The sequence below is a fragment of the Paraburkholderia monticola genome, from assembly GCF_001580545.1.
GTDB lineage: Bacteria > Pseudomonadota > Gammaproteobacteria > Burkholderiales > Burkholderiaceae > Paraburkholderia > Paraburkholderia monticola.
Genome location: NZ_LRBG01000007.1, coordinates 117,967 through 142,438, shown reverse-complemented (window position 1 = coordinate 142,438; position 24,472 = coordinate 117,967). Strand labels below are relative to the sequence as shown.

The following is a 24,472-nucleotide window of genomic DNA, read 5'->3' as shown; positions in this document are numbered from 1 at the left end:
TTGGCCATCGTCGATAGTACGTTATCGTACAACTTGAGTGTGTTATGCGACGCGCGCAATGCGCTTCCGCTGGCCGCTCAACTTTCTGTCTGTCCTCTGTAGACCTCGCGCGCGACGCGCTAAAGGAACCCCTTATGAAGAAGATTGCCTTGAGTGGCGCCGGCGGCCAGCTCGGCTCCGTGGTACGTGCTGAATTCGTCGCGCGCGGCGTGCCGTTGCGCTCGGCCGCGGGCTCGAAAGTGCTGACGCCGCTCGTCGACGGCGAAGACGTCATGAACGGCGATCTGCGTGATCCGGCCGTCGTCGACCGGCTGCTCAACGGCGTGGACGTGCTGATCCATTTCGCCGGCACGAGCGTCGAGCGTCCGCTGCCGGAGATCATCGAGAACAACCTGCGCGGCCTCGTCGAAGTCTACGAAGGCGCGCGCCGCAACGGCGTGAAGCGCATCGTGTTCGCGAGCTCGAACCACGCGATCGGCATGTATCCGGTCACCGAGCATCTGAGCCTCGACTGCGAACTGCGCCCGGACGGCTTCTACGGCCTGTCGAAGGTGTGGGGCGAAGCGCTCGCACGCATGTACTGGGACAAGCACGGCATCGAAAGCGTATGCGTGCGCATCGGCAGCTGCCTCGAGCGTCCGACCGAGCAGCGCCACCTGAGCACCTGGTTCGGCCACAAGGACCTGTTCCATTTCCTCGACCGCTGCATCGAAGCGGAAGACGTCGGCTTCCTGACCATCTGGGGCGTGTCGGCGAATACGCGCAGCTGGTGGGACAACAGCGGCGCCGCGCGTTTCGGCTACGAGCCGAAGCAGAACGCCGAGGACTATGCGGAAGACATTCTGTCGCGCCCGAATCCGCTCGATGAACTGTGCCAAAGCTACCAGGGCGGCAGCTTCGTCGGCATCGACTATTCGCGCAAGGCTTAAGTCCCGGTCGGTTCGACGGGCATCGCATCACTAGGAGTAGCAGCAATGAAGATCAAGGGAATTCGCTGGTGGATGGTCGCTCTGGTCGCGGCCGGGCTGATCATCAACTACCTGGCGCGCAACACGCTGTCGGTCGCGGCACCGACGATGATGAAAGAGCTGAACATCACGACCGAGCAGTACTCGCACGTGGTCGTGGCATGGCAGCTCTGCTATGCGTTCATGCAGCCGGTCGCCGGTTTCGTGCTCGACACGATCGGCACCAAGATCGGTTTCGCGGTGTTCGCGCTCGCGTGGTCGGTTGCGTGCGCGGCGGCCGCGTGGGCGACCGGTTGGCGCAGCCTCGCGGTGTTCCGCGGTATCCTCGGCCTCGCTGAATCGGCCGGTATTCCGGCCGGCGTGAAGGCGACCAGCGAGTGGTTCCCGGCGAAGGAGCGTTCGGTCGCGATCGGCTGGTTCAATATCGGCTCGTCGATCGGCGCGCTGCTGGCGCCGCCGCTCGTGGTGTGGGCGCTGTTTCACGGCAAGTGGCAACTCGCGTTCGTGATCGTCGGCGTCGCGGGCATCGTGTGGAGCGTGCTGTGGATGCTCGTTTACAAGCATCCGCGCAACCAGAAGCTGCTGGGCAACGACGAGCGCGACTACATTCTGAGCGGCCAGGAAGCGAAGCATCACGACGACATCAACACGCCGAAGCGCAACTGGCGCTCGATGCTGGTGAGCCGCGACTTCTGGGCGATCGGGATTCCGCGGATTCTGTCCGAACCGGCGTGGCAAACGTTCAATGCGTGGATTCCGCTGTACATGATGACCGAGCGTCACATGAACCTGAAGGAAGTCGCGATGTTCGCGTGGATGCCGTTCCTCGCCGCCGATATCGGCTGCGTGCTGGGCGGTTATCTGAGCCCGTTCTTCCACAAGTACGCGAAGGTGTCGCTGTTCACGTCGCGCAAGATGGTGTTCGTGGTCGGTGCGCTGTTCATGATCGGACCGGCGAGCATCGGTCTCGTCGAGAGCCCGTACATGGCGGTGGCGCTGCTGTGCCTGGGCGGCTTCGCGCACCAGACGCTGTCGGGCGCACTGTATGCGATTACGTCGGACATGTTCGGCAAGCACGAAGTCGCGACCGCGACGGGCATGGGCGGCATGGCCGGCTACCTCGGCGCCGCGGCGTTCACCGCGCTGTTCGGCGTGCTCGTCACGCAGGTCGGCTACAGCCCGCTGTTCGTCGTGCTCGCGGTGTTCGACCTGATTGCCGCGGTGGTGGTCTGCCTGATGGCGAAGAGCTCGGAAAAGATCCCCGAGCCGACGTGGACGTCGAACGATGCGGCGACTGCCAGGTAAAACCAGGCAGGGTCGACTCTTGCAGGGTTGATTGGCAATTGAAGTGAGAAGAGGCGGTGCCCGATCAAGCGGGTGCCGCCTCTTTTTTTGTTGCTGCTGGGTTGGCGGTCGTCGCGTGCGGTTCGTTCGTTGGACACTATCTATCTCTCTATCGAAACCCCTCTGGCGCGCTGCAAACCGGGTTCGACACGCGGCACATCAGCACGACACCACCCGCGCACGCAAAAACGCCGCTGCGCCCACTCCATCGACAACCCGGAGCAGACGCAGCGGCGTAACTTCGCGCCGCGTGCGCTGATGCGCTTACGCGGTCTTCTGGCCGATCTCGTGGTTCGCGAGCACTTCGAGCGCGCGCACCATCGCCGAGTGGTCCCACGCCTTGCCGCCGTGCGCGACGCATGCGTTGAACAGGGCCTGGCAGGTGGCGGTGTTCGGCAGCGACACGCCGAGCGCCTGCGCGGTCGACAGCGCGAGATTCAGGTCCTTCTGGTGCAGTTCGATGCGGAAGCCCGGATCGAACGTGCGCTTGGTCATGCGCTCGCCGTGCACTTCGAGAATGCGCGACGACGCGAAGCCGCCCATCAGCGCCTCACGCACGCGCGCCGCATCGACACCGGCCTTCGATGCGAGCAGCAGCGCTTCGCCGACCGCTTCGATGGTCGCCGCGACGATCACCTGGTTGGCGACCTTGCACACCTGGCCCGCGCCGACCGCGCCGATCAGCGTGACGTTCTTGCCCATCATGTCGAAGAGGGGCTTCACGCTGTCGAAGGTGGCCTGTTCGCCGCCGACCATGATGGTCAGCGAGCCGGCCTTGGCGCCGACTTCGCCGCCCGATACCGGCGCGTCGAGATAATCGGCACCGGTTTCGCGCACGCGTGCCGCGAAGTCGCGGGTTGCCATCGGCGAGATCGAGCTCATGTCGACGACGGTCTGGCCGGCGCGCAGCGCGCTCGCGAGGCCGTTCTCGCCGAACAGCACGCGTTCGACGTCCGGCGTGTCCGGCACCATGATGAAGATCACATCCGCGTGCGCGGCGACCGCGGCGGGGCTGTCGCATGCGACGGCGCCGGCCTGCGTGAGCTCGGCGGGCACGCCGCTACGCGTGAACGCGGCGAGCGACACGCCGTTTTTCAGAAGGTTGGCGGCCATGGGCTTGCCCATGATGCCGAGTCCGATAAAGCCTGCTTTTTGCATGGAATGCTCCGATGATGTCGTGGCGGCGACGTTCAAGCTTCGCCCGCCGGTTTCTGCATGAAGTGTTTCTGCGCCGCTAGCGCGGCGCCCTTGAGCAGCCCGAGATCCGCGCAGACGGCGACGACGCGCGCGCCCATCGACAGATAACGTTCCGCGTCGGCCTGCAGCGGCGCGAGAATGCCGCTCGACTTGCCGGCCGCCTGCGCGCGCTCGAACACATGCGCGATCGCTTGCTGCACGTCCGGATGGTTCGCGTTGCCGAGATGGCCAAACGAAGCCGCGAGGTCGGACGGACCGATGAAGACCGCGTCGATGCCGTCCACCGCGAGGATGCTGTCGATCGCCTCGACCGCCTTGCGGCTTTCGATCTGCGGGATCACGCAGACGTTGTCGTTGGCGATCGAGAAGTAGTCGGGCACGGTGCCGTAGCGGTTGCCGCGATGGCCGACCGACACGCCGCGAATGCCCTGCGGCGGGTAGCGCGTCGACGCGACCGCCCGGGCGGCGTCCTCGGCGCTGTCGACGAAGGGCACGAGGAAGTTCGAGAAGCCGCTGTCGAGGAAACGTTTGATCACGACGCTGTCGTTGGCCGGTGGTCGGACGACCGGCGCGCTGCCGCTGTCCTTGAGCGCCATCAGTTGCGGGATCAGCGTGAGCACGTCGTTGGGCGCGTGTTCGGCGTCGAGCAGCATCCAGTCGAAGCCGACCGTGCCCAGCAATTCAGTGGCGATCGGGCTGGCGAGCGATGCCCAGCAGCCGATCTGGGTTTTTCCTTCGCGCACCGCGCGCCGGAAGCGGTTGGGCAAAGATTCATAAGGCGTGACGGCGGGCATGCGGTGTCTCCTCGAACTACGATGGATCGGGAAAAAGCTTCGGCGACCCCAAAACCACGCGGAACGCGAGGTTATAAGTCGTCGTATGACTAACGGCAGATTAGCATCGCATGCCTCTGTTGTAACGGGCGAGTAAACCCGAATGTCCCTGTACGACAAGCGTTTCCGGTTGCATGGAGCCCCCGCAATGTTGTAGGATGACCTATATCTTAAGCCTTCATCCAAGGGAAGCCAAAATGCCTATTACCGGCGAAATGCTGATCGGTCGCAAAGCAGTGCGCGGCGAAGAAAAACCGCTGCGCGCGTTCAATCCTGCCACGGGTTCCGAGATTGCCGAGCCGGTGTTCGGCAGCGGCACCGTCGAGAACGTCGAGCAGGCCTGCGCGCTCGCGCAACAGGCGTTCGACGCCTATCGTCAACTGCCGCTCGCAACGCGTGCCGAGTTTCTGGATCGTATCGCGGACGGCATCACGGCGCTCGGCGACGAGCTGATCGAGCGTGCGCAGGCTGAGTCGGGCCTCCCGAAGGCGCGTCTGGAAGGCGAGCGCGGCCGCACCACCGGCCAGCTGAAGCTGTTCGCGCAAACCGTGCGCGCCGGCCAGTGGCTCAACGCGACGCTCGATTCGCCGCTGCCGGATCGCAAGCCGCTGCCGCGCTCGGATCTGCGCATGCAGAAGATCGCGCTCGGCCCGGTCGCCGTGTTCGGCGCGAGCAACTTCCCGCTGGCGTTCTCGGTGGCGGGTGGCGACACCGCCGCGGCACTCGCGGCTGGCTGCCCGGTCGTCGTGAAGGCGCACCGCGCGCACCTCGGCACGTCGGAGCTGGTCGGTCGCGTGATCCAGCGCGTCGCGCAGGAAATGGATCTGCCCGAAGGCGTGTTCTCGATGATCGTCGGCGCGGGCAATTCGGTCGGCGAGGCGCTGGTTGCGCACCCGGCCATCAAGGCGGTCGGTTTCACCGGTTCGCGCGCGGGCGGCACCTCGCTGATGCGCGTCGCGGCGGCACGTCCGGAGCCGATTCCGGTTTATGCGGAAATGAGCAGCATCAACCCGGTGTTCCTGCTGCCGAACGCTCTGTCGGCACGCGGCGACAGCATCGCGCGCGGTTTCGTCGACTCGCTCGTGCTCGGCGCGGGCCAGTTCTGCACGAACCCGGGCCTCGCCATCGCGATCGACAGCGACGCGCTGAAGGGTTTCGTTGCCACGGCATCGGAGGCGCTCGCCGCCAAGCCGGCGCAAACCATGCTGACCGCGGGCATCCACGCCGCGTATGAAGACGGCGAAAGCAAGCTGGCTGCGACCAAGGGCGTCGAAGTCGTGGCGCGCGGCGTTGCCGCAAGCGGCCCGACCCAGGCTTGCGCGGCGCTGTTCGTGACCGACGCGCAGACGTTCCTCGCGAACCCGGCGCTCGAAGACGAAGTGTTCGGCCCGGTGTCGACGATCGTCCGCTGCAAGGACGAGCAGGAAATGCTGAAGGTCGCCGAGCACTTCGCCGGTCAGCTGACCGCGACGCTGCAGATGGACAGCGCCGATGTGGCGGGCGCGAAGAAGCTGGTGACGATCCTCGAGCGCAAGGCCGGCCGGATTCTGGTCAATGGCTTCCCGACCGGCGTCGAAGTGTGCCACGCGATGGTCCACGGCGGCCCGTTCCCGGCAACGTCGGACAGCCGCGCGACTTCGGTCGGCACGACCTCGATCGACCGCTTCCTGCGTCCGGTGTGCTACCAGGACTTCCCGGCCGAGCTGCTGCCGCAAACGCTGGCTGACGGCAATCCGCTGGAACTGTGGCGTCGTCGCGACGGCGAACTCACGCGCGGTTAAGCATGTGAAGCGGCCCTGAACGGATACGCGCCCAGGCCTTGCGGCCGGGCGCGCATCGAAGGGAAGGGCGCAAGGCATCGCAAGATAAAAAAATGGCCGGGAGATTCCCGGCCATTTTTTTCGCCCGCGAGCTTCGCGACGATCAGCTGTTCGCTTCGCTCACTTCGTTCGCGCGACGCAGCCGCTCACGGCTATTCGACAGATGCATGCGCATCGCCGCGCGCGCGCCTTCTGCGTCGTGCCGCGAAATCGCTTCGAGGATGCTCTCGTGCTCGAGATTGACCAGCGACAGATACGCGTCGGGATCGGCGCGCGCGATGCCGGCCGAGTCGAGCCGGTTACGCGGAATCAGCGCGCTGCCCATCTGCGAGAGGATGTCGACGAAATAACGGTTGCCCGTGGCGCGCGCGACCGAAATGTGGAACTGCAGATCGGCGTCCACGCTGTCCAGCCCGTTGTGACGCGTCGCTTCGATCGCGTCGAGCGCGGCGCGCATGCGCGCGAGGTCGTCCGGCTTCGCGCGTTGTGCGGCGAGACCCGCGCATTCGGTTTCGAGGCTGATGCGCAGCTCCAGAATGGAAAGCACGTCGCGCAGCGTCGTGGCGGGCACCATGTCGATGCCGAGCTTTTCGCGCTGCGGTTCGAGCACGAAGCTGCCGATGCCATGCCGGGTCTCGATGACTTTGCCCGCCTGCAGGCGCGAAATCGCCTCGCGAATCACCGTGCGGCTCACGCTGAGTGTGTTCATCAGCTGCGATTCGGTCGGGAGTTTGTCGCCCGGCTTCAGCACGTTGGCCGCGATCTGCTCGGTGACGTAGCTGACGACGAACTCGGCAAGATTGCGAGCGCGTCGTGGCGGTGCCGTGGATGCTAGTGGTGTAGCCATCGAAAACGCTCCTCTGGAAGATTGCTGCATTTTTATTATATCGTCGTCTGACGACTGATTATATAAGCGCCGAATCATTTTCGGCGCAAATGTGAGGTAAATCGGCGGATGCCCGAGCTCTCGATGCGTCGCAGGCGCATATATCGCGCGCGGCGCCGGGCGTCCGCCGGCTGGAAGTACGATAACTGAGACGAGGTCCCAGCCTATAACGGGCTCACGCCGAGCGCAACTCGACTCGCCGGATGTCCTTGACGATCACCAGGTAGCTGATCACCGTCAGCAGCGCGTTCACGCCGACGAACACCAGCGCGCCATTGAACGAGCCCGAGCGCGCAACGAGATAACCGATCACGATCGGCGTCACGATGCCGGCGATGTTGCCGAACATGTTGAAGATCGCGCCGGACAAGCCGAGCGCTTCCTTCGGCGACGTATCGGCGACGACGGCCCAGCCCAGCGCGCCGATGCCCTTGCCGAAGAACGCCAGCGACATCAGCGCGACGACGATCCAGTCGGTCGACACGTAGTTGCAGCCGATGATGCAGGTCGACAGCAGCATGCCGCCGACGATCGGCACCTTGCGCGCGACGGTCAGCGAACAGCCGCGGCGGATCAAGCCATCCGACAGCACGCCGCCGAGCACCCCGCCGAGAAAGCCGCAGATCGCCGGCAGCGAGGCCACGAGGCCCGCCTGCAGGATCGTCATGCCGCGCGCCTGCACGAGGTAGATCGGAAACCAGGTCAGGAAGAAGTAGGTCAGCACGTTGATGCAGTACTGCGCGAGATAAACGCCGAGCAGCATCCGATTGCCGAGCAACTGGCGCACCAGCGTCCAGCCGCCCGCCTTCGAGACGTCGTCCGTGCGGGTCGTGCGCGCACCGTTGACGAGGCCGCCGCCTTGCTCGATGTATTCGAGTTCGGCGCGCGACACGCGCGGATGGTCGGCCGGATTCTTCATGACCTTGAGCCACGTCAGGGCGAGCACCAGGCCGATCACGCCCATCACGACGTAGACCATGTGCCAGCCGAACGCGTGCGTGAGCCACGCCATCAGTGGCGTGAACACCACCGCGGCGAAGTATTGCGCGGCGTTGAAGATTGCCGACGCGGTGCCGCGCTCGTTGGTCGGGAACCAGCTCGCGACGACCTTTGCGTTCGCCGGGAAGGCCGGCGACTCGGCCGCCCCCATCACGAAGCGCAGCGCGAACAGCGCGGTGATCGCTGCGCCGGCGCTGCCGAGCAGGCCGACCGAGCTTTGCAGCAAGGTGAACAGCGACCACGAGAAGATGCTCGCCGCGTACACGCGACGCGCGCCGAAGCGGTCGAGCAGCCAGCCGGCCGGCAGTTGCGACAGCACGTAGGCCCAGCTGAATGCGGAAAAGATATAGCCCATGCGGATCGCGTCGAGGTTGAACGCGGTACGCATCGCGGAACCGGTGACGGACAGCGTCGCGCGGTCGGCATAGTTGAGTGTGGTGATCACGAAGATCAGCAGCAGAATCCCGTAGCGGACCTTGGTGCGGGCCGCGCTGGACGCGGCGTCGGTGGGACTGGCCGTGCGGGTCATGTCCATGGGGCATCTCCTGTATTGTCGGGCGAGGCGGGATCTGGAGGCCTGGCGGCCCGTGGACCACCTGCCCGTCGTGCAAAAGCACGAACGCCCGGCGACGTTGCCGTGCCGGGCGTTCGCAACGGGACCGTCTATGCGGCCCTCGTCGATGAGGCTCACGAGCTTCTTCGCTCGAAGCCGTGACGCCGGTGTCTTACTGCGGTCCGAGCTTCTTGATCAGCGCGTCGAGCTGTTCCATTTCTTCCGCAGTCAGGTCGGTCAGCGGTGCGCGCACCGGACCCGCGTCGTGGCCAACCAGCTTCGCGCCAGCCTTGACGATGCTGACCGCGTAGCCTGCGCGGCGATTGCGGATCTTCAGGTACGGCAGGAAGAATTCGTCGATCAGCTTGCCGACCGTAGCGTGGTCGTCAGCGGCGATCGCGCGGTAGAAGTCCATCGCGGTCTTCGGGATGAAGTTGAACACCGCCGACGAGTACACCGGCACGCCCAGCGCCTTGTACGCCGCTGCGTAGACTTCCGCGGTCGGCAGGCCGCCGAGGTACGAGAAGCGCTCGCCGAGGCGGCGGCGGATCGTCACCATGTTTTCGATCTCGCCCACGCCGTCCTTGAAGCCGATCAGGTTCGGGCAGCTGTCGGCCAGACGCTCGAGCATGTCGGCGTTAAGCTTGGAGTTCGCGCGGTTGTAGATGATCACGCCCATGTTCGGCACGGACTTGCAGACCTCTTCGGCGTGGTCGGCGATGCCGTCCTGGCTCGCTTCGGTCAGGTAGTGCGGCATCAGCAGGATGCCGTGGGCGCCGAGGCGCTGGGCTTCCTTCGCGTAGGCGATCGCCACGCGGGTCGGGCCGCCGGCGCCGGCGAGGATGGGTACCTTGCCCTTGCAGACTTCGACCGCGGTCTTGACGACCTGGGTGTAGTCGTCTTGCGTCAGCGAGAAGAATTCGCCCGTGCCGCCGGCGACGAACAGCGCCGAAGCGCCGTACGGAGCGAGCCATTCGAGGCGCTCTGCGTAAGTGTCGGCGCGGAAGTCGCCCTTAGCGTCGAAGTCGGTAACGGGGAAGGACAGGAGGCCTTCGGAAACGATCTGCTTGAGTTCCTGCGGTGTCGTCATGATCAAAAATATCCAGGCGTCGGATTAGGTCGTTAGTCGGTTCCACCTAGTACAACAGACGTCGTACTAGTAGAAATTCTTTGGAAACTAGATTTCTTATACGTCATCGTACAACAACAAATCCGGTAACTCAACGGGGTTTTCGCGGCATAATGCACCCTATAGGGTAAATACGGAACATCCGGGCAAACTTTCACGTTGTAGGATGACGTATGATTGCTGGCGAAGCAGGCACATTACGCCTTAAGGATCGATTCAATGGAACAAACTCCGCTCTACATCCGCGTTCATCCCAATGACAATGTCGCGATCGTCGTCAACGACGGCGGTCTGGGCGAGGGCGCGGTATTTGCCGACGGCCTCAGGCTGCGCGAGCGTGTGCCGCAGGGCCACAAGGTCGCGCTGGCCGATCTCGCCGAAGGCGACGAGGTCATCCGCTACAACGTGGTGATCGGCTACGCCTTGAAGCCGCTGCCGAAGGGCAGCTGGATCAACGAGCACGTGATCCGCATGCCGAGCCCGCCGGGACTCGAAGATCTGCCGATCGCGACCACCAGGGCGCCGGACATGGCGCCGCTCGAAGGCTACACGTTCGAGGGCTACCGTAACGCGGACGGCTCGGTCGGCACGCGCAACATCCTCGCGATCACGACCACGGTGCAGTGCGTGGCCGACGTCGTGCAACACGCGGTCACGCGCATCAAGGCCGAACTGCTGCCGAAATATCCGAATGTCGACGATGTAGTCAGCCTCGGTCACACCTACGGCTGCGGCGTCGCGATCGACGCGCCCGATGCCATGGTGCCGATCCGCACCGTGCGCAACATCGCCTTGAATCCGAACTTCGGCGGCGAAGTGATGATGGTGAGCCTCGGCTGCGAGAAGCTGCAGCCCGAGCGTCTGATGCCGCCGGGCACGATCCCGATCGCGGCGGCCGCGGTCGTCGACGACGTCGCCGACATCGGCGACATGGCGCTGGATCAGAACGGCGACGTCGTGGTGCTGCAGGACGAATCGCACGTCGGTTTCCAGTCGATGATCACCTCGATCATGAAGATGGCCGAGGGTCATCTGAAGCGCCTGAACAATCGTCGCCGCGAAACCTGCCCGGCGGCGGATCTGGTGATCGGCGTGCAATGCGGCGGCAGCGACGCGTTCTCGGGCCTGACCGCGAACCCGGCCGTCGGCTTCGCGACCGATCTGCTGGTGCGCGCCGGCGCGACCGTGATGTTCTCGGAAGTCACCGAAGTGCGCGACGGCGTCGATCAGCTGACCGCGCGCGCGGCCAACGCGGACGTCGCCGCGGCGATCATCCGCGAGATGCAGTGGTACGACGATTACCTGAAGCGCGGTGGCGCGGACCGCAGCGCGAACACGACGCCCGGCAACAAGAAGGGCGGCCTGTCGAACATCGTCGAAAAAGCCATGGGCTCGATCATCAAGTCGGGCAACTCGGCGATCTCGGGCGTGCTGTCGCCGGGCGAGAAGGTCCGCCAGAAGGGCCTGATCTACGCGGCGACGCCGGCCAGCGACTTCATCTGCGGGACGTTGCAGGTTGCCTCGGGCATCACGCTGCACGTGTTCACGACCGGCCGCGGCACGCCGTACAGCCTCGCCGAAGTGCCGGTCATCAAGGTCGCGACGCGTTCGGACCTAGCACGTCGCTGGCATGACCTGATGGATATCAACGCCGGCACGATCGCGACCGGCCAGTCCAGCATCGAAGAGGTGGGCTGGGAGCTGTTCCGCCTGATGCTCGAAGTCGCCAGCGGCCGCCAGGAGACCTGCGCGGAGAAGCTCGGACTGCACAATGCGTTGACGCTGTTCAACCCGGCGCCGGTGACCTGATCAGGCACGCTGCGCCATCAAACTCCAGGCGAGCGCCGGTCCATCCGGCGCTCGCCTTTCTCTTCCATCGATCCGATCGCAATCACAAAAGCATAGAGACATGACCGATTTGAACGTTGACCGCTCCGCGGCAAAGAAACCTTTCCGCCGTCTGCTGCTCACCGGTGCCGCGGGCAACCTCGGCAAGCAACTGCGTCCCGCGCTCGCGCAATGGGCCGACGTCGTGCGCGTATCCGATATCGCGTCGCTCGGCGAACTCGCCGCGCACGAAGAAGCGGCCGTCGTCAATCTGGCCGATGAAGCGGCCGTGCACGCGCTGCTCGAAGGCGTGGACGCGGTGGTGCATCTCGGCGGCATTTCCGTCGAGGCGCCGTTCGAAGACCTGCTCGAAGCGAACATCCGCGGCCTGTACAACCTGTACTCGGCTGCTCAGAAGCAAGGCGTGAAGCGCATCATCTACGCGAGCTCGAATCACGCGGTGGGCTTCCATCCGGTGACCTCGGTCGTCGATACCAACGCGCCGCTGCGTCCGGACGGCCTGTACGGCGTGACGAAGTGCTTCGGCGAATCGCTGTCGCGCTACTACTTCGACCGCTTCGGTCTCGAAACCGTGTGTCTGCGGATCGGCTCGTCGTTCGAGCAGCCGAAGAGCGCGCGCATGCTGGTCACCTATCTGAGCTACCGCGACTTCATCGAGCTCGTGCGTTGCTCGCTGTTCACGAACCGCGTCGGCCACGCGATCGTCTATGGTGTGTCGAACAATCGCATCTCGTGGGTCGACAACACGAACGCCGCGTTCCTCGGCTTCCGTCCGCAGGACAGCTCGGCGCAGTTCGAGCACCTGTTCCCGCCGAGCGCCCCCGACACACGCTTCGACGACCCGACGCAGCAGTACCAGGGCGGCCCGTTCGTGCTCGCCGGTCCGATGGAGCCGAAGCGGGAGCCGAAATAATGAGCGCGAATCCTCGAGTGGAGCGTTTCGAAGCGGCCGGCCCGTTGCCCGCTGCCACCGGTGAAAGCCCGGTTTGGCGCGCGGCCGAGCAGGCGCTGTACTGGGTCGACATTCCCGCGAAGAAGATCGTGCGCGGCTCGGTCGAAACGGGCCAGCGCACCGAATGGCTGCTGCCGGAACAGGTTGCCTGTATCGCGTTCGATCATGCCGGCACGGTGCTCGCCGGCTGCGAGACCGGGCTGTTCGCGGTGACGCTCGCGGATGCGTCGAAAGCGGCCGGCGGCGAGCCGCTGAGCGCGTCGCTTCGCAAGCTCGCGGCACCGGAATTCCCGCACGCCGGCATGCGTTTCAACGACGGCCGCTGCGACCGGCAGGGACGCTTCTGGGCCGGCACGATGGTCATGGACATGGCGGCGGCGATCCCGGGCGGCGCGCTGTACCGCTTCGACGAGAAGGGCGTGTTGTCCGCGCCGGTCGTCGATTCGCTGATCACGCAGAACGGCCTGGGCTGGTCGCCGGACGGCACCACGATGTATCTGTCCGACTCGCATCCGCTGCGCCGGCTGATCTGGGCGTTCGACTACGACGTCGAGACCGGCGAGCCGCGCAACCGTCGCGTGTTCGCTGATCTGCATCACTACTCGGGCCGTCCGGACGGCGCGGCCGTCGATGCCGACGGCTGCTACTGGATCTGCGCGAACGACGCCGGTCTGCTGCTGCGCTTTACGCCCCAAGGCAAGCTCGACCGGCAGATTCCCGTGCCGGCCATCAAGCCGGCCATGTGCGCGTTCGGCGGCCGCGACCTCGACACGCTGTTCGTCACGTCGATTCGCCCGGCCAACGGCGCGAGCGAACACGACGGTCATGTGTTCGCGCTGCGGCCTGGCGTGAGCGGGCTGCCCGAGCCCGAGTTCGCGGGGAAACTGTAATAAACATTACGAAGTACATACGCCGGGATGAAAATTTTCTCCCGGCTTTTTTCATTTTTGGGGCGGTTTTTATGGCCCTTTATTCGTCACTCGTCGTACAACTTGTGGTCTGAAAGCCACGATTCATCCTGTTTCTTTAGCAAAAAAACAACGGCTTCGGAGACCCTGTCAATTCTGTCACCATCCAATGCCAGACGGCGCGGGGCCTCGGCGCCATGCCCGCTCGGTCATCCGTACCGGCGTCTTTCTTGATGCGGGTAAATACCGTCTGTACAAGTTAAAACCCCTTTTATAGACTTCGTATGTCGTCGTACAACATATAAGCCCAAACAAATGGCTTTCTGTGTTTGTGTGGCAGTGAAATGCGGCGGGCTTCAGGTGGGCAGTGCGGTAGCGGTATATGCCGCATGCATGCCGAAAGCCGGCTGGCGTGATTGAAGTAAGTAGTCGAGCTATCGACTGGAGTGCTGGGCTAACTGTGCCGGGGAAGTTGCACAGCCAGTACGGCCAGCGCCCGCGCCCGCGAGGGGGTGAGCGCGAAGCCGGAGACGCATCAAAACCATGTCACATCCGCTCTTGATGGGATGGTCTATTTTTCAAGGAATGTCACGATGAACAAGAAGTTTGCCTATACCCGTGTTTCGATGATCGTCGCAGCCGCGGCGCTGGCGTTCAGCACGATGTCGGCTGAAGCGCGCGTGTTCCGCTCCGCGGACGTGCACGGCGATACCTTCCCGACCAACATGGCCGTGAAGTTCATGGGCGAGGAGATCAACAAGGCGACCAACGGCAAGGACTCGATCAAGGTCTTCGGCAACAGCGCACTCGGTTCCGAAAACGACACGCTCGACCAGATCCGCATCGGCGCGCTCGACATGGGGCGTATCAACGGTGCCGCGTTCAACGAGATCGTGCCGGAATCGATGATCCCGTCGCTGCCGTTCCTGTTCCGCGACATCGACCATTTCCGCAAGGTCATGTACGGTCCGGAAGGCCAGAAGATTCTCGACGCGTTTGCCGCGAAGGGCATCATCGCCCTGACGTTCTACGAGAGCGGCGCACGCTCGATGTACGCAAAGAAGGCGATCAAGTCGCCGGCTGACATGAAGGGCCTGAAGGTTCGCGTGCAGCCGTCGGATCTGATGGTCGACGAAATCAAGGCAATGGGCGGCACGCCGACCCCGATGCCGTTCTCGGAAGTCTATACGGGCCTGAAGACCGGCCTCGTCGACGGCGCCGAAAACAACCTGCCGTCGTACGATGAAACCAAGCACTTTGAAGTCGCAACGGTCTTCTCGGAAACCCAGCATTCGATGACGCCGGAGGTGCTGGTGTTCTCGAAGAAGGTGTGGGACACGCTGTCGCCGCAAGAGCAGCAGATCATCAAGAAGGCCGCGGCTGACTCGGTGCCGTACTACCAGAAGCTGTGGACCGCGCGCGAAGCCGACGCGGCGAAGGCCGTCACCCAGGGTGGCGCAACGATCGTCCCGGCTGCGCAGATCGACCGTGCGGCTTTCGTGAAGGCGATGCAGCCTGTGTGGGCGAAGTACGAAAAGACCCCGCAGATGAAGCAGATCGTCGACGAGATCGAAGCAATCAAGTAAGTCTCGCGTCCCGGACGCAATCGGCATCGGCAACCTATGTCGCAACGGCGGCGTGACTGGTCCCGCGAGGAAACTCGCGAGACCGGCCGCCGCGCGATGTCGCGCGCGTGCGGATCGCGTCGCAACGGAATGGCTGAATTTCAAGCATAAGTCGGTCGTAAGCAAGGACAGGGTCATGAGTTTCCTGAAACGCCCAAATGATTTTCTTTTTCGCGTGCTGCTGGTCGTGGCGTCGTTTAGCCTCGCCGCACTTTGCCTGCTCGTGATTTATAGCGTGGTGATGCGCTACGTATTTAGCGACGCACCCGATTACGTCGAGCCCATCGCATTGTTGCTGGTGATCCTGATCGCGATGTTCGGCGCCGCGCTGAAGGTTCGCGAGGGCGGTCACATTGGACTCGACTCGCTCGTCAAGAAACTGCCGGAGAAGGGCCAACTGATCGCGAAAGGCATTCAGCACCTGTGCCTGATCGCTTTCGCGGTGGCGATTTTCGTCGGTTGCTTCGAGATGGCGGAAACCACCATGGGCGACCGCATTCCGATCATCGGCGTGCCGGAAGGCGTGCGCTACGTGATCCCGATCATCGCGAGTGTGTGCATCGCGTTGTTCTCGATCGAGCACCTGCTCGAGCTCTTCTCCGGGAAAAAACGGGAAGAGCCGGCGCTCGAACTCTCCGCCACGGAATAAAAGTAGAACCATCATGGAACTTGCCCTTCTTGGCTTTAGCTTTCTTGTTTTCCTCTTTCTAGGGGTTCCCGTTTCATTCGCGTTGGGCCTGTCCTGCGTTCTGACGTATCTGTTCGAAGGTCTGCCGACCGCGACCGCGATGCAGGCGATGATCTCGGGCATGAACGGTTTCTCGTTCCTCGCGGTCCCGTTCTTCATCTTCTCGGGCGAACTGATGCTCCACGGCGGTATCGCTGACCGCATCCTGCGTTTCGCGCAGGCCACGGTCGGCCATTTCCGCGGTGGCCTCGGCATGGCCAACGTGGTCGCCTGTACGCTGTTCGGCGGCGTGTCGGGTTCGCCGACCGCGGATACCTCGGCCATGGGCGGCGTCGTGATCCCGCTGATGAAGCGCGAAGGTTATAGCGCCGCTTACGCGGTCAACGTGACCACGCACTCGTCGCTGGCCGGCGCGCTGATGCCGACGTCGACCAACATGATCATCTATGCGTTCGCGGCACAAGGCGTGAGCGGCGTGCTGAACGGCAAGCAGATGAGCGGTGTGTCGATCGGCGATCTGCTGTTCTCGGGTCTGCTGCCGGTGCTGTGGGTGATGGGCCTCGTGCTGCTCGCCGCTTACTGGCAGGCCGTGAAGTTCGGCTATCCGCGACGTCCGGACGGTTCGACCCAGCTGCAGCGTTTCCCGGGCTGGATGGCGGTGCTGCGCACGTTCATCGGTGCGGTGCCGGGACTGATGGTCATCGCGATCATTCTGTTCTGTGTTGCGCGCGGTATTGCCACCGCAACAGAGGCGGCCGCGATCGCCGTGGGTTATTCGCTGATACTGACCATCGTCGTGTATCGCACGCTGACGATGAAGAAGCTCGGCCATGCGCTCGGCAAGGCAGCGAAAACGACCGGCGTGGTGCTGCTGCTGATCGGTGTGTCGAACATGCTGCGCTTCCAGATGGCGTACCTGGAAATTCCGGATGCGATCGAACGCATGCTCGACGGCGCGACCTCGCTGCCCTGGCTGATGCTGTTGTACATCAACGTGATTCAGGTGTTCCTCGGTACGTTCGTCGACATGGCGGCGCACATCCTGATCACGACCCCGTTGTTCCTGCCGATGGCGATGCACAACGGCGTGGGCCCGGTTCAGTTCGGCATCATGATTCTGCTGAACTGCGCATTGGGTCTCGTGCATCCGCCGATTGGCTCGGTGCAGTTCATTGGTTGCGCTATTGGTAATGTGTCGATAGGTGAAACTACTAAGGTGGCGTGGCCGTATTACCTCGCTATCTTCTCGGCCATCAATATCGTCACCTATGTCCCGTGGTTCTCGACCTGGTTGCCGAGCATCATCAACGGTCACCCGGTGTTCTGATCCAAATAAAAACGTCTTTCCCACACTCAGCGGCGCTTGCCCAGGCCGCATCAGAAAGTTTTTAACAGAGGAGTAAAAATGAAAAAGACTCTCTTAGCTTCTGCCTTGGGGTTGGTCGCCCTGGGCGCGCATGCGCAAAGCAGCGTGACGCTTTACGGTATCGTCGATACGGGTATTGGTTGGCAGAACAGCTCGGCTGGGCTGACCACGGCAGCGAAGCCGCAAACCATCCCGGGCAACTCGCAAGTCAAGATGATCCAAGGCATCTGGGCAGGCAGCCGTTTCGGTTTGAAGGGCTCGGAAGATCTGGGTGGCGGTACGAAGACGATTTTCCAGTTGGAACAAGGCTTTAACAGCGCGAACGGCGCGGAAAGCGTGACGGGTCTGGCATTCAACCGCCAGGCATGGGTTGGCCTGACGAACGCTCAGTTCGGTACGCTGACGGCAGGCCGCGGCTACACGTCGTACTACACGCTGCTGTCGCCGTACAGCCCGACCACGTGGCTCACCGGCGCATACGGTGCACACCCGGGTGATATCGACTCGCTGGATACGACTTTCCGTGTGAACAATCAGCTGGTCTACACGTCGCCGAGCTTCGCTGGTCTGACGGTCAGCGGTTCGTACGCACTGGGCGGCAACGCGGGTAGCTTCGCAGCCGGCCAGACGTGGAGCGTGGCGGCACAGTACCTGAACGGCCCGGTCGGTATCGCTGCAGGTATCCAGCGCATCGACAACGCGGCAACGGTTGGCACGCCGGCGTGGAATTCCACGACGACGAACAACGGCTCGCAGCCGTCGGTGTCGGCAATCAACAACGGCTTCCAGACCGCAGCAAAGCAGCAGCGCGTCGCGGTGACCGGTGGTTACGCGTTCAACCAGCAGTGGGACGTTTCGTTCGCATACTCGAACGTTCAATACTCGGCAGGTCAGGCTTCGCTGTTCCACGGCACGCAGATCTGGAACACCGGTGGCGCAGTGCTGCACTGGAAGCCGATCTCGGTGCTGGACGTGGCTGCTGGCTATAGCTACACCCGTGCAACGTCGTCGAACGGCATCCAGGAAACGGCTACGTACAACCAGTTCAACCTGTCGCAGTACTACACGCTGTCCAAGCGCACCGGCCTGTACGCACTCGAAGCGTATCAGCGTGCTAGCGGCCAGACGCTGTCGGGCAACGGCAAGTCGATCATCAACGCAGTGGCAAGCATCGGCGACGGCCAGAACGGTTCGCCGTCCTCGTCGCGTAGCCAGACCGCGATCGGCGTCGGTATCATCCACAAGTTCTAAACAGTTACTGAATACGTGGCGGCACGTTGTTTTGCCGCCACATCGACGCAGTTTTTTCGCGTCGTCAGTCTCGCAAGCTGCGCACGTCGAGTGCGCAGCTTTTTTTTTTCGATACGCCATTTTGATGCATCGAAAGCGCTGGCCTCGCCAGCGCTGCCAGATCATCGCGACATCAGGGTGACGGTTTTGTCGTCTTCAGATCGATCAGGCCTCAGACCACAACCGCCCACCGGTTGCCCAGTTTTCGCGCTTCACGTCGGTGAGAATGATGTCGACCGAGTTCGGCTCGACGCCGAGCGACTCGCAGGTGGCTTTCGTGATCGCTTCGACGAACTGGCGTTTCTGTTCCAGCGTACGGCCTTCGAAGAGTTCGATATGAAACGTGGGCATGAGGTTGCTCCGTGGGGTTGAGGGGTGGGGATAGGGTGAAGCGAATCCGCTCGCGCGTTCACGCGCGATAAGTGCGATCGAGCCGATCGAGCTTGCGCAGCAGCGCGGGCCATTCGAGCGCACCTTCGATCGCACCGCCATCGTAGAGTTGCTCCGCCGTGCGCGCGGCGACCGCATCGCTCGGCACGATCAGCGGCGCGTCGCACGTTTGCGCCTGAATCTGGATTTCGCAGGCCTTCAGCAGCGTCGCCATCAGCACATAGGCTTCCGCAACGGTGCAACCGAGCGTCAGCGTGCCGTGATTGCGCAACAGCATCGCGGGCTTGTCGGCGAGATGCGCGACGAGGCGCTCGCCTTCGGCCGGCGTGAACGCGAGGCCTTCGTAGTCGTGATAGGCGAGCTGGCCGTAAAAGCGCAGCGCGTGCTGCGAGGCCGGCAGCAGGCCGGCAGGTTGTGCCGACACGGCCACGCCCGCGGTGTTATGCAGATGCATCACGCAGAACGCGTCGTCGCGCGCGGCGTGCACGGCCGCGTGCAGCGCGAAGCCGGTCGCATTCACCGCATGCTCGCTCGCGCCGACGATGTTGCCCGCGATGTCGATCTTCACGAGATTCGACGCGCACACTTCATCGAACGCCAGTCCGAACGGGTTGATCAGGAAGTGGCCGGGCTCGCCGGGCACGCTTGCGGAAATATGGGTGTAGATCAGATCGTCCCAGCCGTTCAGTGCGGCCAGTCGATAGGCTGCGGCCAGATCGATGCGGGTCTGCTGTTCCGCCTCCGACAGCGGACCGGACTCGGCGATGCGGCCGGTGGGGGAGTGGGCGAACGACATATCTGTCTCCTGTTGGCCTCAGGCGATTGATCGCCAGTGCAAGAAGCTTGCTGGCATGCGAGGCCGCGCGACGCGCGAACCGGCTTGCGATGCTACCGCACAATACCGCTGCGGTGGCGACGCGGCACGACGTGCCGTGCCGTTACGCGAGGCGCCGCCGGAGCGCCTGTACGCTCCATGTCGCGAGCACGAAAGGCGCGGTCATCGCGGGCCAACCGAAGTGCATAACGGCTGCTTGCAGCAGTACCGACAGCGCGACGCCGACGAGCATCGCTGCATAGCCTGCGTCGGCGAGCGCGAGCGCGGTCAGCGCACCGTTGAACCCTGAAAAACCGGCGTCGAATGAAGGAACGCTCGCGCCGAGCAGCAGATGCGCGCTGCTCCCGAGTGCCGCGCCGGCGAGCGCATGGAGCGCGTGCTTCCGTGAGGCGGCGGCAATCCCGAGCAGCACGAGCACACCCGCCGGCGCGCCCGACGCGAAGCCGGTCTGCGCCACGCCCGCGAGCACGCCGCTCGCGAAACGCGTTGCGTCGAGCGGATGAGCCGTAGGGGAGTTCACTGGCAACGGACCGCTCGCGATCAGCGATAACCATAGCCACGTCACGATCAGGCACGGGCTCGACAGATAGCCGAGGCCACGCGCGCGCAGCCAGCGCGACCACGGTTGCAACAGCCATGCGCTGCCGGTCGCGGCGAGAATCGCGACAGCCGCGGCGGTCGGGCGATCGTCGATGAAGCTGAACGCGGCGAGGCCCGCCAACGCGCCGTTGAAGCCGAGCAGGCCGGCGCGCATCTCGGTGTCGGCGGCGCCGGCGAGCAGCCCGCTCACGTTGGCCGCGATCGCGCCGAGCAGCGCGGCGCACACGAGGCGCGGCTCGCTCAGCAGCCATGCGCCGAGCATGCACGCGCCGGTCGCGGCGTTCGGTTGCAGCACGATCTGACCGAAGCTGCGCAGCAGCGTACGCAGCGGGGCGCTGAGCGAGGAGGATGGCGCATCGGTCGCGGCGGCGTGCATCGGAGGCGGGTTCGGAGTCTCGGCAAACCGCGAGCATAGTCGAGAAGAAGCCGCGCAGGCATCGTCGCGCGTTGATAGTGGCTATTTGCCGGCCGTGCGCGCCTGGGTTGGGGCTGCCTGTCGCGTGGGCTTTCGCGCTACGATGAAAGTCCGGCGCGCTCGTTGCGCCGTTTCGCGAGGAGACACCGATGCGTGAAGTACGATGGACCTCGGAAGAGGGTGAAGGCATCGAACATCTGGTATTCGATGCGAGCGAGAACGGCTTCGCCGTCGAGAGCGTCGTGATTGGGCAGCGCTATGGCAAGGCATACGGGCTGCATTACGCGGTACGCTGCGATGCGCGTTGGCGCACGCGCTATGCACGACTGAAGATCGTCGGCGGTGGCGAAGTGGAATTGCATGGCGACGGCGATGGCCACTGGCACGATGGGCACGGCCTCGCGCTCAGCGCGCTCGAAGGCTGCATCGACATCGACATCGCCGCGACGCCGTACACCAACACGTTGCCGATCCGCCGCCTGCAACTGGCCGAAGGCGAACGTCGGCCGATCGAGCTCGCGTATATCTCGACGCCGGACTTGCAGGTCACGCGCGTCGGGCAGGCCTACACGTGCATCGAGTTGAATCGGGAATACCGCTATGAAGGCATTTTTCGCGATTTCACCGCGAATCTGACCGTGGATAGCGATGGGCTCGTGATCGACTATCCGACCTTGTTCACGCGTTTGCCGCGTGCGCGTTAGGTTTGGCGTTCGGCCCTAGCCGCGCGTGCCGCCCGCCGCGGCTGCAACGTCGTCGGGTGCGGTCGATGCACCGCGCCCGAGCGTGCGCTGCATCAGCGTCGTGTCGAGCCAGCGGCCGTGTTTGTAGCCGACCGCCTTCAGCGTGCCGGTCAACTCGAAGCCGAGTTGCGTGTGCAGCGACAACGAGCCGCCGCTGCCGCCATCGGCGATCACCGCGATCATCTGGCGCCACGGTCCGGCCTCGCAACGCTCGATCAGCGCCTGTAGCAGCACCCGTCCGATGCCGCGTCCGCGATACGCGTCGTTCACATAGATCGAATCTTCGATCGTGTTGCGATAGGCGGCGCGCGGCCGATACGGCGTCGCGTAGCAATAGCCTGCGATTTCGCCGTCGATCTCCGCGACCATATACGGCAGTCCGTGGCTGCGTACCGATGCGAGCCGGGCGCGCAGATCGTCGACGGACGGTGGGGTTTCCTCGAACGACGCCACGCCGGTCAGCACGTGGTGTGCGTAGATTGCCTGGATCGCGCCAAGGTCGGCTTCGGTGGCGTCGCGGATGAGCGGGGCGTTGCGCGGAGGGTCAGTGAGGCTCATGCGAGGGCCTGGCGTCGCAGGCGTGGGTCGGGAGAAGCCTTCACTATGCCTGTCGGCGTTGCGGATTTGAAGCGGGTCAAAAATCGGTCCCGCGAGGGTCTGGTGTTGGCGCAGTGGCGCTCAATCGGTCGAACCACCGAGGCAGCCGCCGCACGAACGCGCCTTGCCCAGGCGTAGGCGCCCGGCACTCACTATCACCTGAGCACCGCATTCGCACCGGCAAATCCACAAACCATCGCCGGCGTACCGATCCGTCGTTAGCTGGCCAAACACCTCGCCGCCTCGCAGTGCGGTCGAGCCCGGCCGAGAGCGCCACACGCGACGCTGCTCACGGCAGCCGCAATCCCGCGTCAGGCCGCTCTCCACCTCATACAGCCCGGCAGTCAGATAGTTGCCGCACCGACACCTCCAAAGCCACATGTCGGCGCCGCGATATTGAAGCGCGACGAGATCGCCAAAGGTGCGACCCGCGACATCGCGACTTGGCGGGAACGGCCATTCAGGCGGCAACGGGGCACGGATACGCTGGTTCACGGGAACAAGGGGCAAGAGCGCCCGGCATCAGAGATCAAACTGATCGAACTCGCTCTGCAGTTCGCGATTGCGCGCCACACGTTCGTCGATGGTCGGTCCGCGCTGTTCGACGACCGCCGAGATCAGCAGATTGAACAGGCAGGTCAGCGGCGCGAGCGAATCCCAGAACTGACCGACGTCGGTTTTCACCTGCAGCAGGTCGCCATCGAAATCGCGCGCCCACGGACAATAGATATCGGTGACGAGCGCGAACCGCAGGCCACGGCGCGACGCCGCCTGGCAAAAGCGTCGCGCGATCGTCGAATAGGCGCGCGTGTCGGTCACGATCAGGTACGGTGCGGCGAATTCCGAGTTCAGGGCATCGACGTAGGAGCCTGAGGTGCCATCCGAATAGAACACGCGTGGGCGAATGTATTCGAGGTAGCTATAGAACGCGTTGCTGATGCCGCGTGTCGACTGAATGCCGAGGATATAGACCGCATCTGCGTTGGCGAGGCGCTCGGCGACGCGCGCGAAGGCCGGCGAACGCGCGAGTTCGTAGACATGCTGGATCGCGCCGATCTCCAGTTCGAGCGATTGGGCGAGCGCGGCCTCGCGCGGCGCGGAACCGTCCAGGTCGCTGGGATGAGCAGGTTCATCCGTTTGCGTGCTATCGCTCGCAGCGCGGCGGAACGCGTCGAGCCGATCCGTGATCAACCAGGGGCGCTGCTGCGTGCCGCGCAGTTCGCGCTTCAGGTCGTCGAGATTGCGATAGCCGATGCTGCGCAGAAAGCGGCCGACCGAAATGCCGCTGGTGCCGGCCTGCTGCGCGATCTGGTCGGCGGTTTCGAGGCCGAGCCGGTCGAGATTCGCGAGCATGTAGCTGGCGACGCGTTTCGAGGTCGGCGTCAGTTCGGCAAAACGGGCTTCGACGGTTTGGGCAAAGGCGGTCGTCATCGTCAGTCGCGGCGCGGGGCCTGGGTTGAGCCAATCGACGAAATGATGACATATCGATCCACTGCCCGCGCAGTTCGATCCTGAAAAAGGCCGCTCGACGTGAGACGAGCGAGCCGCGTCAGACCGCCCGCCGCGCCGGCGCCGCGCGCGAGAAGTGCCGTGCGCCCGCCACGCAGGCGACCACGATCACCGTGACGATGATCATCGACGGCGGCACCTCCTCGTGCAGCAGCACGCCGGCGAGCAGCAGCCCGAAAAACGGCTGCAGCAACTGCAACTGGCCGACCGCCGCGATGCCGCCGAGCGCGAGCCCGCGATACCAGAACACGAAGCCGATCAGCATGCTGAACAGCGACACGTACGCGAGTCCCCACAGCGCGGCGGCACCGACACCGTCGAACGACGTGGGCCGCGTCCACAATGCGAGCGGCAGCATCAGCGGCAGCGACAGCACGAGCGCCCACGAAATCACCTGCCAGCCGCCGAGATGACGCGAGAGCCGCGCGCCTTCCGCGTAGCCCAGCCCGCACACGACGATCGCGGCGAGCATCAGCGCGTCGCCGAGCGGCGAGGCGTCGATGCCGTGCCGCAGCGCGAACGCGGCCACCGCCGCGCTGCCGAGCGCCGAAAACAGCCAGAACGCCGGCTGCGGACGTTCGCCGCCGCGCAGCACGCCAAAGATCGCGGTGGCGAGCGGCAGAAGGCCGATGAACACGACCGCATGAGCGGCGCTCACATGACGCAGCGCGAGCGCGGTCAGCAAAGGAAAGCCGACCACGACGCCGAGCGCGACCACCACGAGCGGCAGCAGATCGCGCCGCGCGGGCCGCGTCTCGCGGAACACCAGCAACAGCAGCAGACCGAGGATGCCGGCGATCGTCGCGCGCGCCACGGTCAGAAACAGCGGATCGAGCCCCTGCACGGCGAGCCGCGTGGCCGGCAGCGAGCCGCTGAAGATCAGCACGCCCGCGAACCCGCTGAGCCAGCCGTTGGTGGTCTTGTCCATTGCAAACGTCCCTGCACTGAAAGAGTCTCATGATGCGCGCCGCGGCGAT

22 protein-coding genes are annotated in these 24,472 nt (G+C 64.2%); 11 read left to right on the top strand and 11 right to left on the bottom strand.

The annotated features are described in order from the left end of the window. Positions 1–134 precede the first annotated feature (134 nt). Positions 135–929, top strand: a complete 795-nt coding sequence (locus CI15_RS10765) for an NAD-dependent epimerase/dehydratase family protein (RefSeq protein WP_062127506.1) — start codon at positions 135–137, stop codon at positions 927–929. Positions 930–974: 45 nt separating this feature from the next. After that, a complete protein-coding gene (locus tag CI15_RS10760; RefSeq protein WP_062127504.1) occupies positions 975–2,273 on the top strand; it encodes an MFS transporter in 1,299 nt (432 codons plus the stop codon). Between the two features lie 303 nt (positions 2,274–2,576). On the opposite strand, the gene CI15_RS10755 is transcribed toward CI15_RS10760, so the two are convergent. Then, positions 2,577–3,506, bottom strand: coding sequence for a 2-hydroxy-3-oxopropionate reductase (locus CI15_RS10755; RefSeq protein WP_277621031.1), 930 nt, complete (start codon positions 3,504–3,506; stop codon positions 2,577–2,579). Next, entirely contained in the window at positions 3,503–4,303 is an 801-nt protein-coding gene (gene garL / locus CI15_RS10750) for a 2-dehydro-3-deoxyglucarate aldolase (RefSeq protein WP_062127500.1), read from the bottom strand. The genes CI15_RS10755 and garL overlap by 4 nt, the downstream gene beginning before the upstream one ends. Before the next feature lie 236 nt (positions 4,304–4,539). On the opposite strand from garL, the gene CI15_RS10745 reads away from it, so the two are divergent. After that, a complete protein-coding gene (locus CI15_RS10745; RefSeq protein WP_062127498.1) occupies positions 4,540–6,123 on the top strand; it encodes an aldehyde dehydrogenase (NADP(+)) in 1,584 nt (527 codons plus the stop codon). Positions 6,124–6,265: 142 nt separating this feature from the next. On the opposite strand, the gene CI15_RS10740 is transcribed toward CI15_RS10745, so the two are convergent. From CI15_RS10740 to kdgD, 3 genes are all read right to left on the bottom strand, one after another. Continuing rightward, positions 6,266–7,009: a FadR/GntR family transcriptional regulator gene (locus CI15_RS10740; protein WP_062127496.1), complete on the bottom strand. Its 744-nt coding sequence runs from the start codon at positions 7,007–7,009 to the stop codon at positions 6,266–6,268. A 214-nt stretch (positions 7,010–7,223) separates the two neighbouring features. Then, entirely contained in the window at positions 7,224–8,582 is a 1,359-nt protein-coding gene (locus CI15_RS10735) for an MFS transporter (protein ID WP_062127494.1), read from the bottom strand. A 190-nt stretch (positions 8,583–8,772) separates the two neighbouring features. Continuing rightward, entirely contained in the window at positions 8,773–9,690 is a 918-nt protein-coding gene (gene kdgD / locus CI15_RS10730; protein ID WP_062127492.1) for a 5-dehydro-4-deoxyglucarate dehydratase, read from the bottom strand. 258 nt (positions 9,691–9,948) lie between these two features. Between kdgD and garD the strand changes: the two genes are divergently transcribed. From garD to CI15_RS10695, 7 genes are all read left to right on the top strand, one after another. Next, entirely contained in the window at positions 9,949–11,538 is a 1,590-nt protein-coding gene (gene garD, locus CI15_RS10725; protein WP_062127490.1) for a galactarate dehydratase, read from the top strand. A gap of 100 nt (positions 11,539–11,638) precedes the next feature. Beyond that, positions 11,639–12,490 carry an NAD-dependent epimerase/dehydratase family protein gene (locus CI15_RS10720; RefSeq protein ID WP_062127488.1) on the top strand — a complete coding sequence of 284 codons (852 nt, stop codon included), beginning with the start codon at positions 11,639–11,641 and terminating at the stop codon, positions 12,488–12,490. Beyond that, positions 12,490–13,419, top strand: coding sequence for an SMP-30/gluconolactonase/LRE family protein (locus CI15_RS10715; protein ID WP_062127486.1), 930 nt, complete (start codon positions 12,490–12,492; stop codon positions 13,417–13,419). The genes CI15_RS10720 and CI15_RS10715 overlap by 1 nt, the downstream gene beginning before the upstream one ends. Before the next feature lie 611 nt (positions 13,420–14,030). Continuing rightward, positions 14,031–15,023 (top strand): TRAP transporter substrate-binding protein, encoded by a 993-nt coding sequence (locus CI15_RS10710; protein WP_062127485.1) that lies wholly within the window; start codon positions 14,031–14,033, stop codon positions 15,021–15,023. 175 nt (positions 15,024–15,198) lie between these two features. Then, a complete protein-coding gene (locus CI15_RS10705) occupies positions 15,199–15,711 on the top strand; it encodes a TRAP transporter small permease (RefSeq protein ID WP_062127483.1) in 513 nt (170 codons plus the stop codon). A gap of 13 nt (positions 15,712–15,724) precedes the next feature. Then, the gene (locus CI15_RS10700; protein ID WP_062127482.1) at positions 15,725–17,077 is read left to right on the top strand and encodes a TRAP transporter large permease; all 1,353 of its coding nucleotides are present in this window, start codon (positions 15,725–15,727) and stop codon (positions 17,075–17,077) included. Positions 17,078–17,155: 78 nt separating this feature from the next. Beyond that, complete coding sequence (locus tag CI15_RS10695) at positions 17,156–18,367, top strand: porin (RefSeq protein ID WP_062127480.1); 1,212 nt, start codon at positions 17,156–17,158, stop codon at positions 18,365–18,367. 204 nt (positions 18,368–18,571) lie between these two features. Here the strand turns inward: CI15_RS10695 and CI15_RS38025 are convergent, their stop codons facing one another. The 3 genes from CI15_RS38025 to CI15_RS10680 form a co-directional block, all read right to left on the bottom strand. Beyond that, the gene (locus tag CI15_RS38025) at positions 18,572–18,898 is read right to left on the bottom strand and encodes a 4-oxalocrotonate tautomerase (RefSeq protein WP_075643687.1); all 327 of its coding nucleotides are present in this window, start codon (positions 18,896–18,898) and stop codon (positions 18,572–18,574) included. Continuing rightward, entirely contained in the window at positions 18,816–19,592 is a 777-nt protein-coding gene (locus CI15_RS10685) for a class II aldolase/adducin family protein (protein WP_062127478.1), read from the bottom strand. The genes CI15_RS38025 and CI15_RS10685 overlap by 83 nt, the downstream gene beginning before the upstream one ends. A 142-nt stretch (positions 19,593–19,734) precedes the next feature. Continuing rightward, entirely contained in the window at positions 19,735–20,607 is an 873-nt protein-coding gene (locus CI15_RS10680; protein WP_062127477.1) for an urea transporter, read from the bottom strand. Positions 20,608–20,795: 188 nt separating this feature from the next. On the opposite strand from CI15_RS10680, the gene CI15_RS10675 reads away from it, so the two are divergent. Continuing rightward, positions 20,796–21,350: a putative glycolipid-binding domain-containing protein gene (locus tag CI15_RS10675; RefSeq protein ID WP_062127475.1), complete on the top strand. Its 555-nt coding sequence runs from the start codon at positions 20,796–20,798 to the stop codon at positions 21,348–21,350. 15 nt (positions 21,351–21,365) lie between these two features. Here the strand turns inward: CI15_RS10675 and CI15_RS10670 are convergent, their stop codons facing one another. The 3 genes from CI15_RS10670 to CI15_RS10660 form a co-directional block, all read right to left on the bottom strand. Beyond that, a complete protein-coding gene (locus tag CI15_RS10670) occupies positions 21,366–21,947 on the bottom strand; it encodes a GNAT family N-acetyltransferase (RefSeq protein ID WP_062127473.1) in 582 nt (193 codons plus the stop codon). 561 nt (positions 21,948–22,508) lie between these two features. Next, positions 22,509–23,417: a sap1 transcriptional regulator SapR gene (gene sapR / locus CI15_RS10665; protein ID WP_062127471.1), complete on the bottom strand. Its 909-nt coding sequence runs from the start codon at positions 23,415–23,417 to the stop codon at positions 22,509–22,511. Between the two features lie 118 nt (positions 23,418–23,535). After that, positions 23,536–24,423 carry a DMT family transporter gene (locus CI15_RS10660; RefSeq protein ID WP_062127469.1) on the bottom strand — a complete coding sequence of 296 codons (888 nt, stop codon included), beginning with the start codon at positions 24,421–24,423 and terminating at the stop codon, positions 23,536–23,538. Positions 24,424–24,472: the final 49 nt, after the last annotated feature.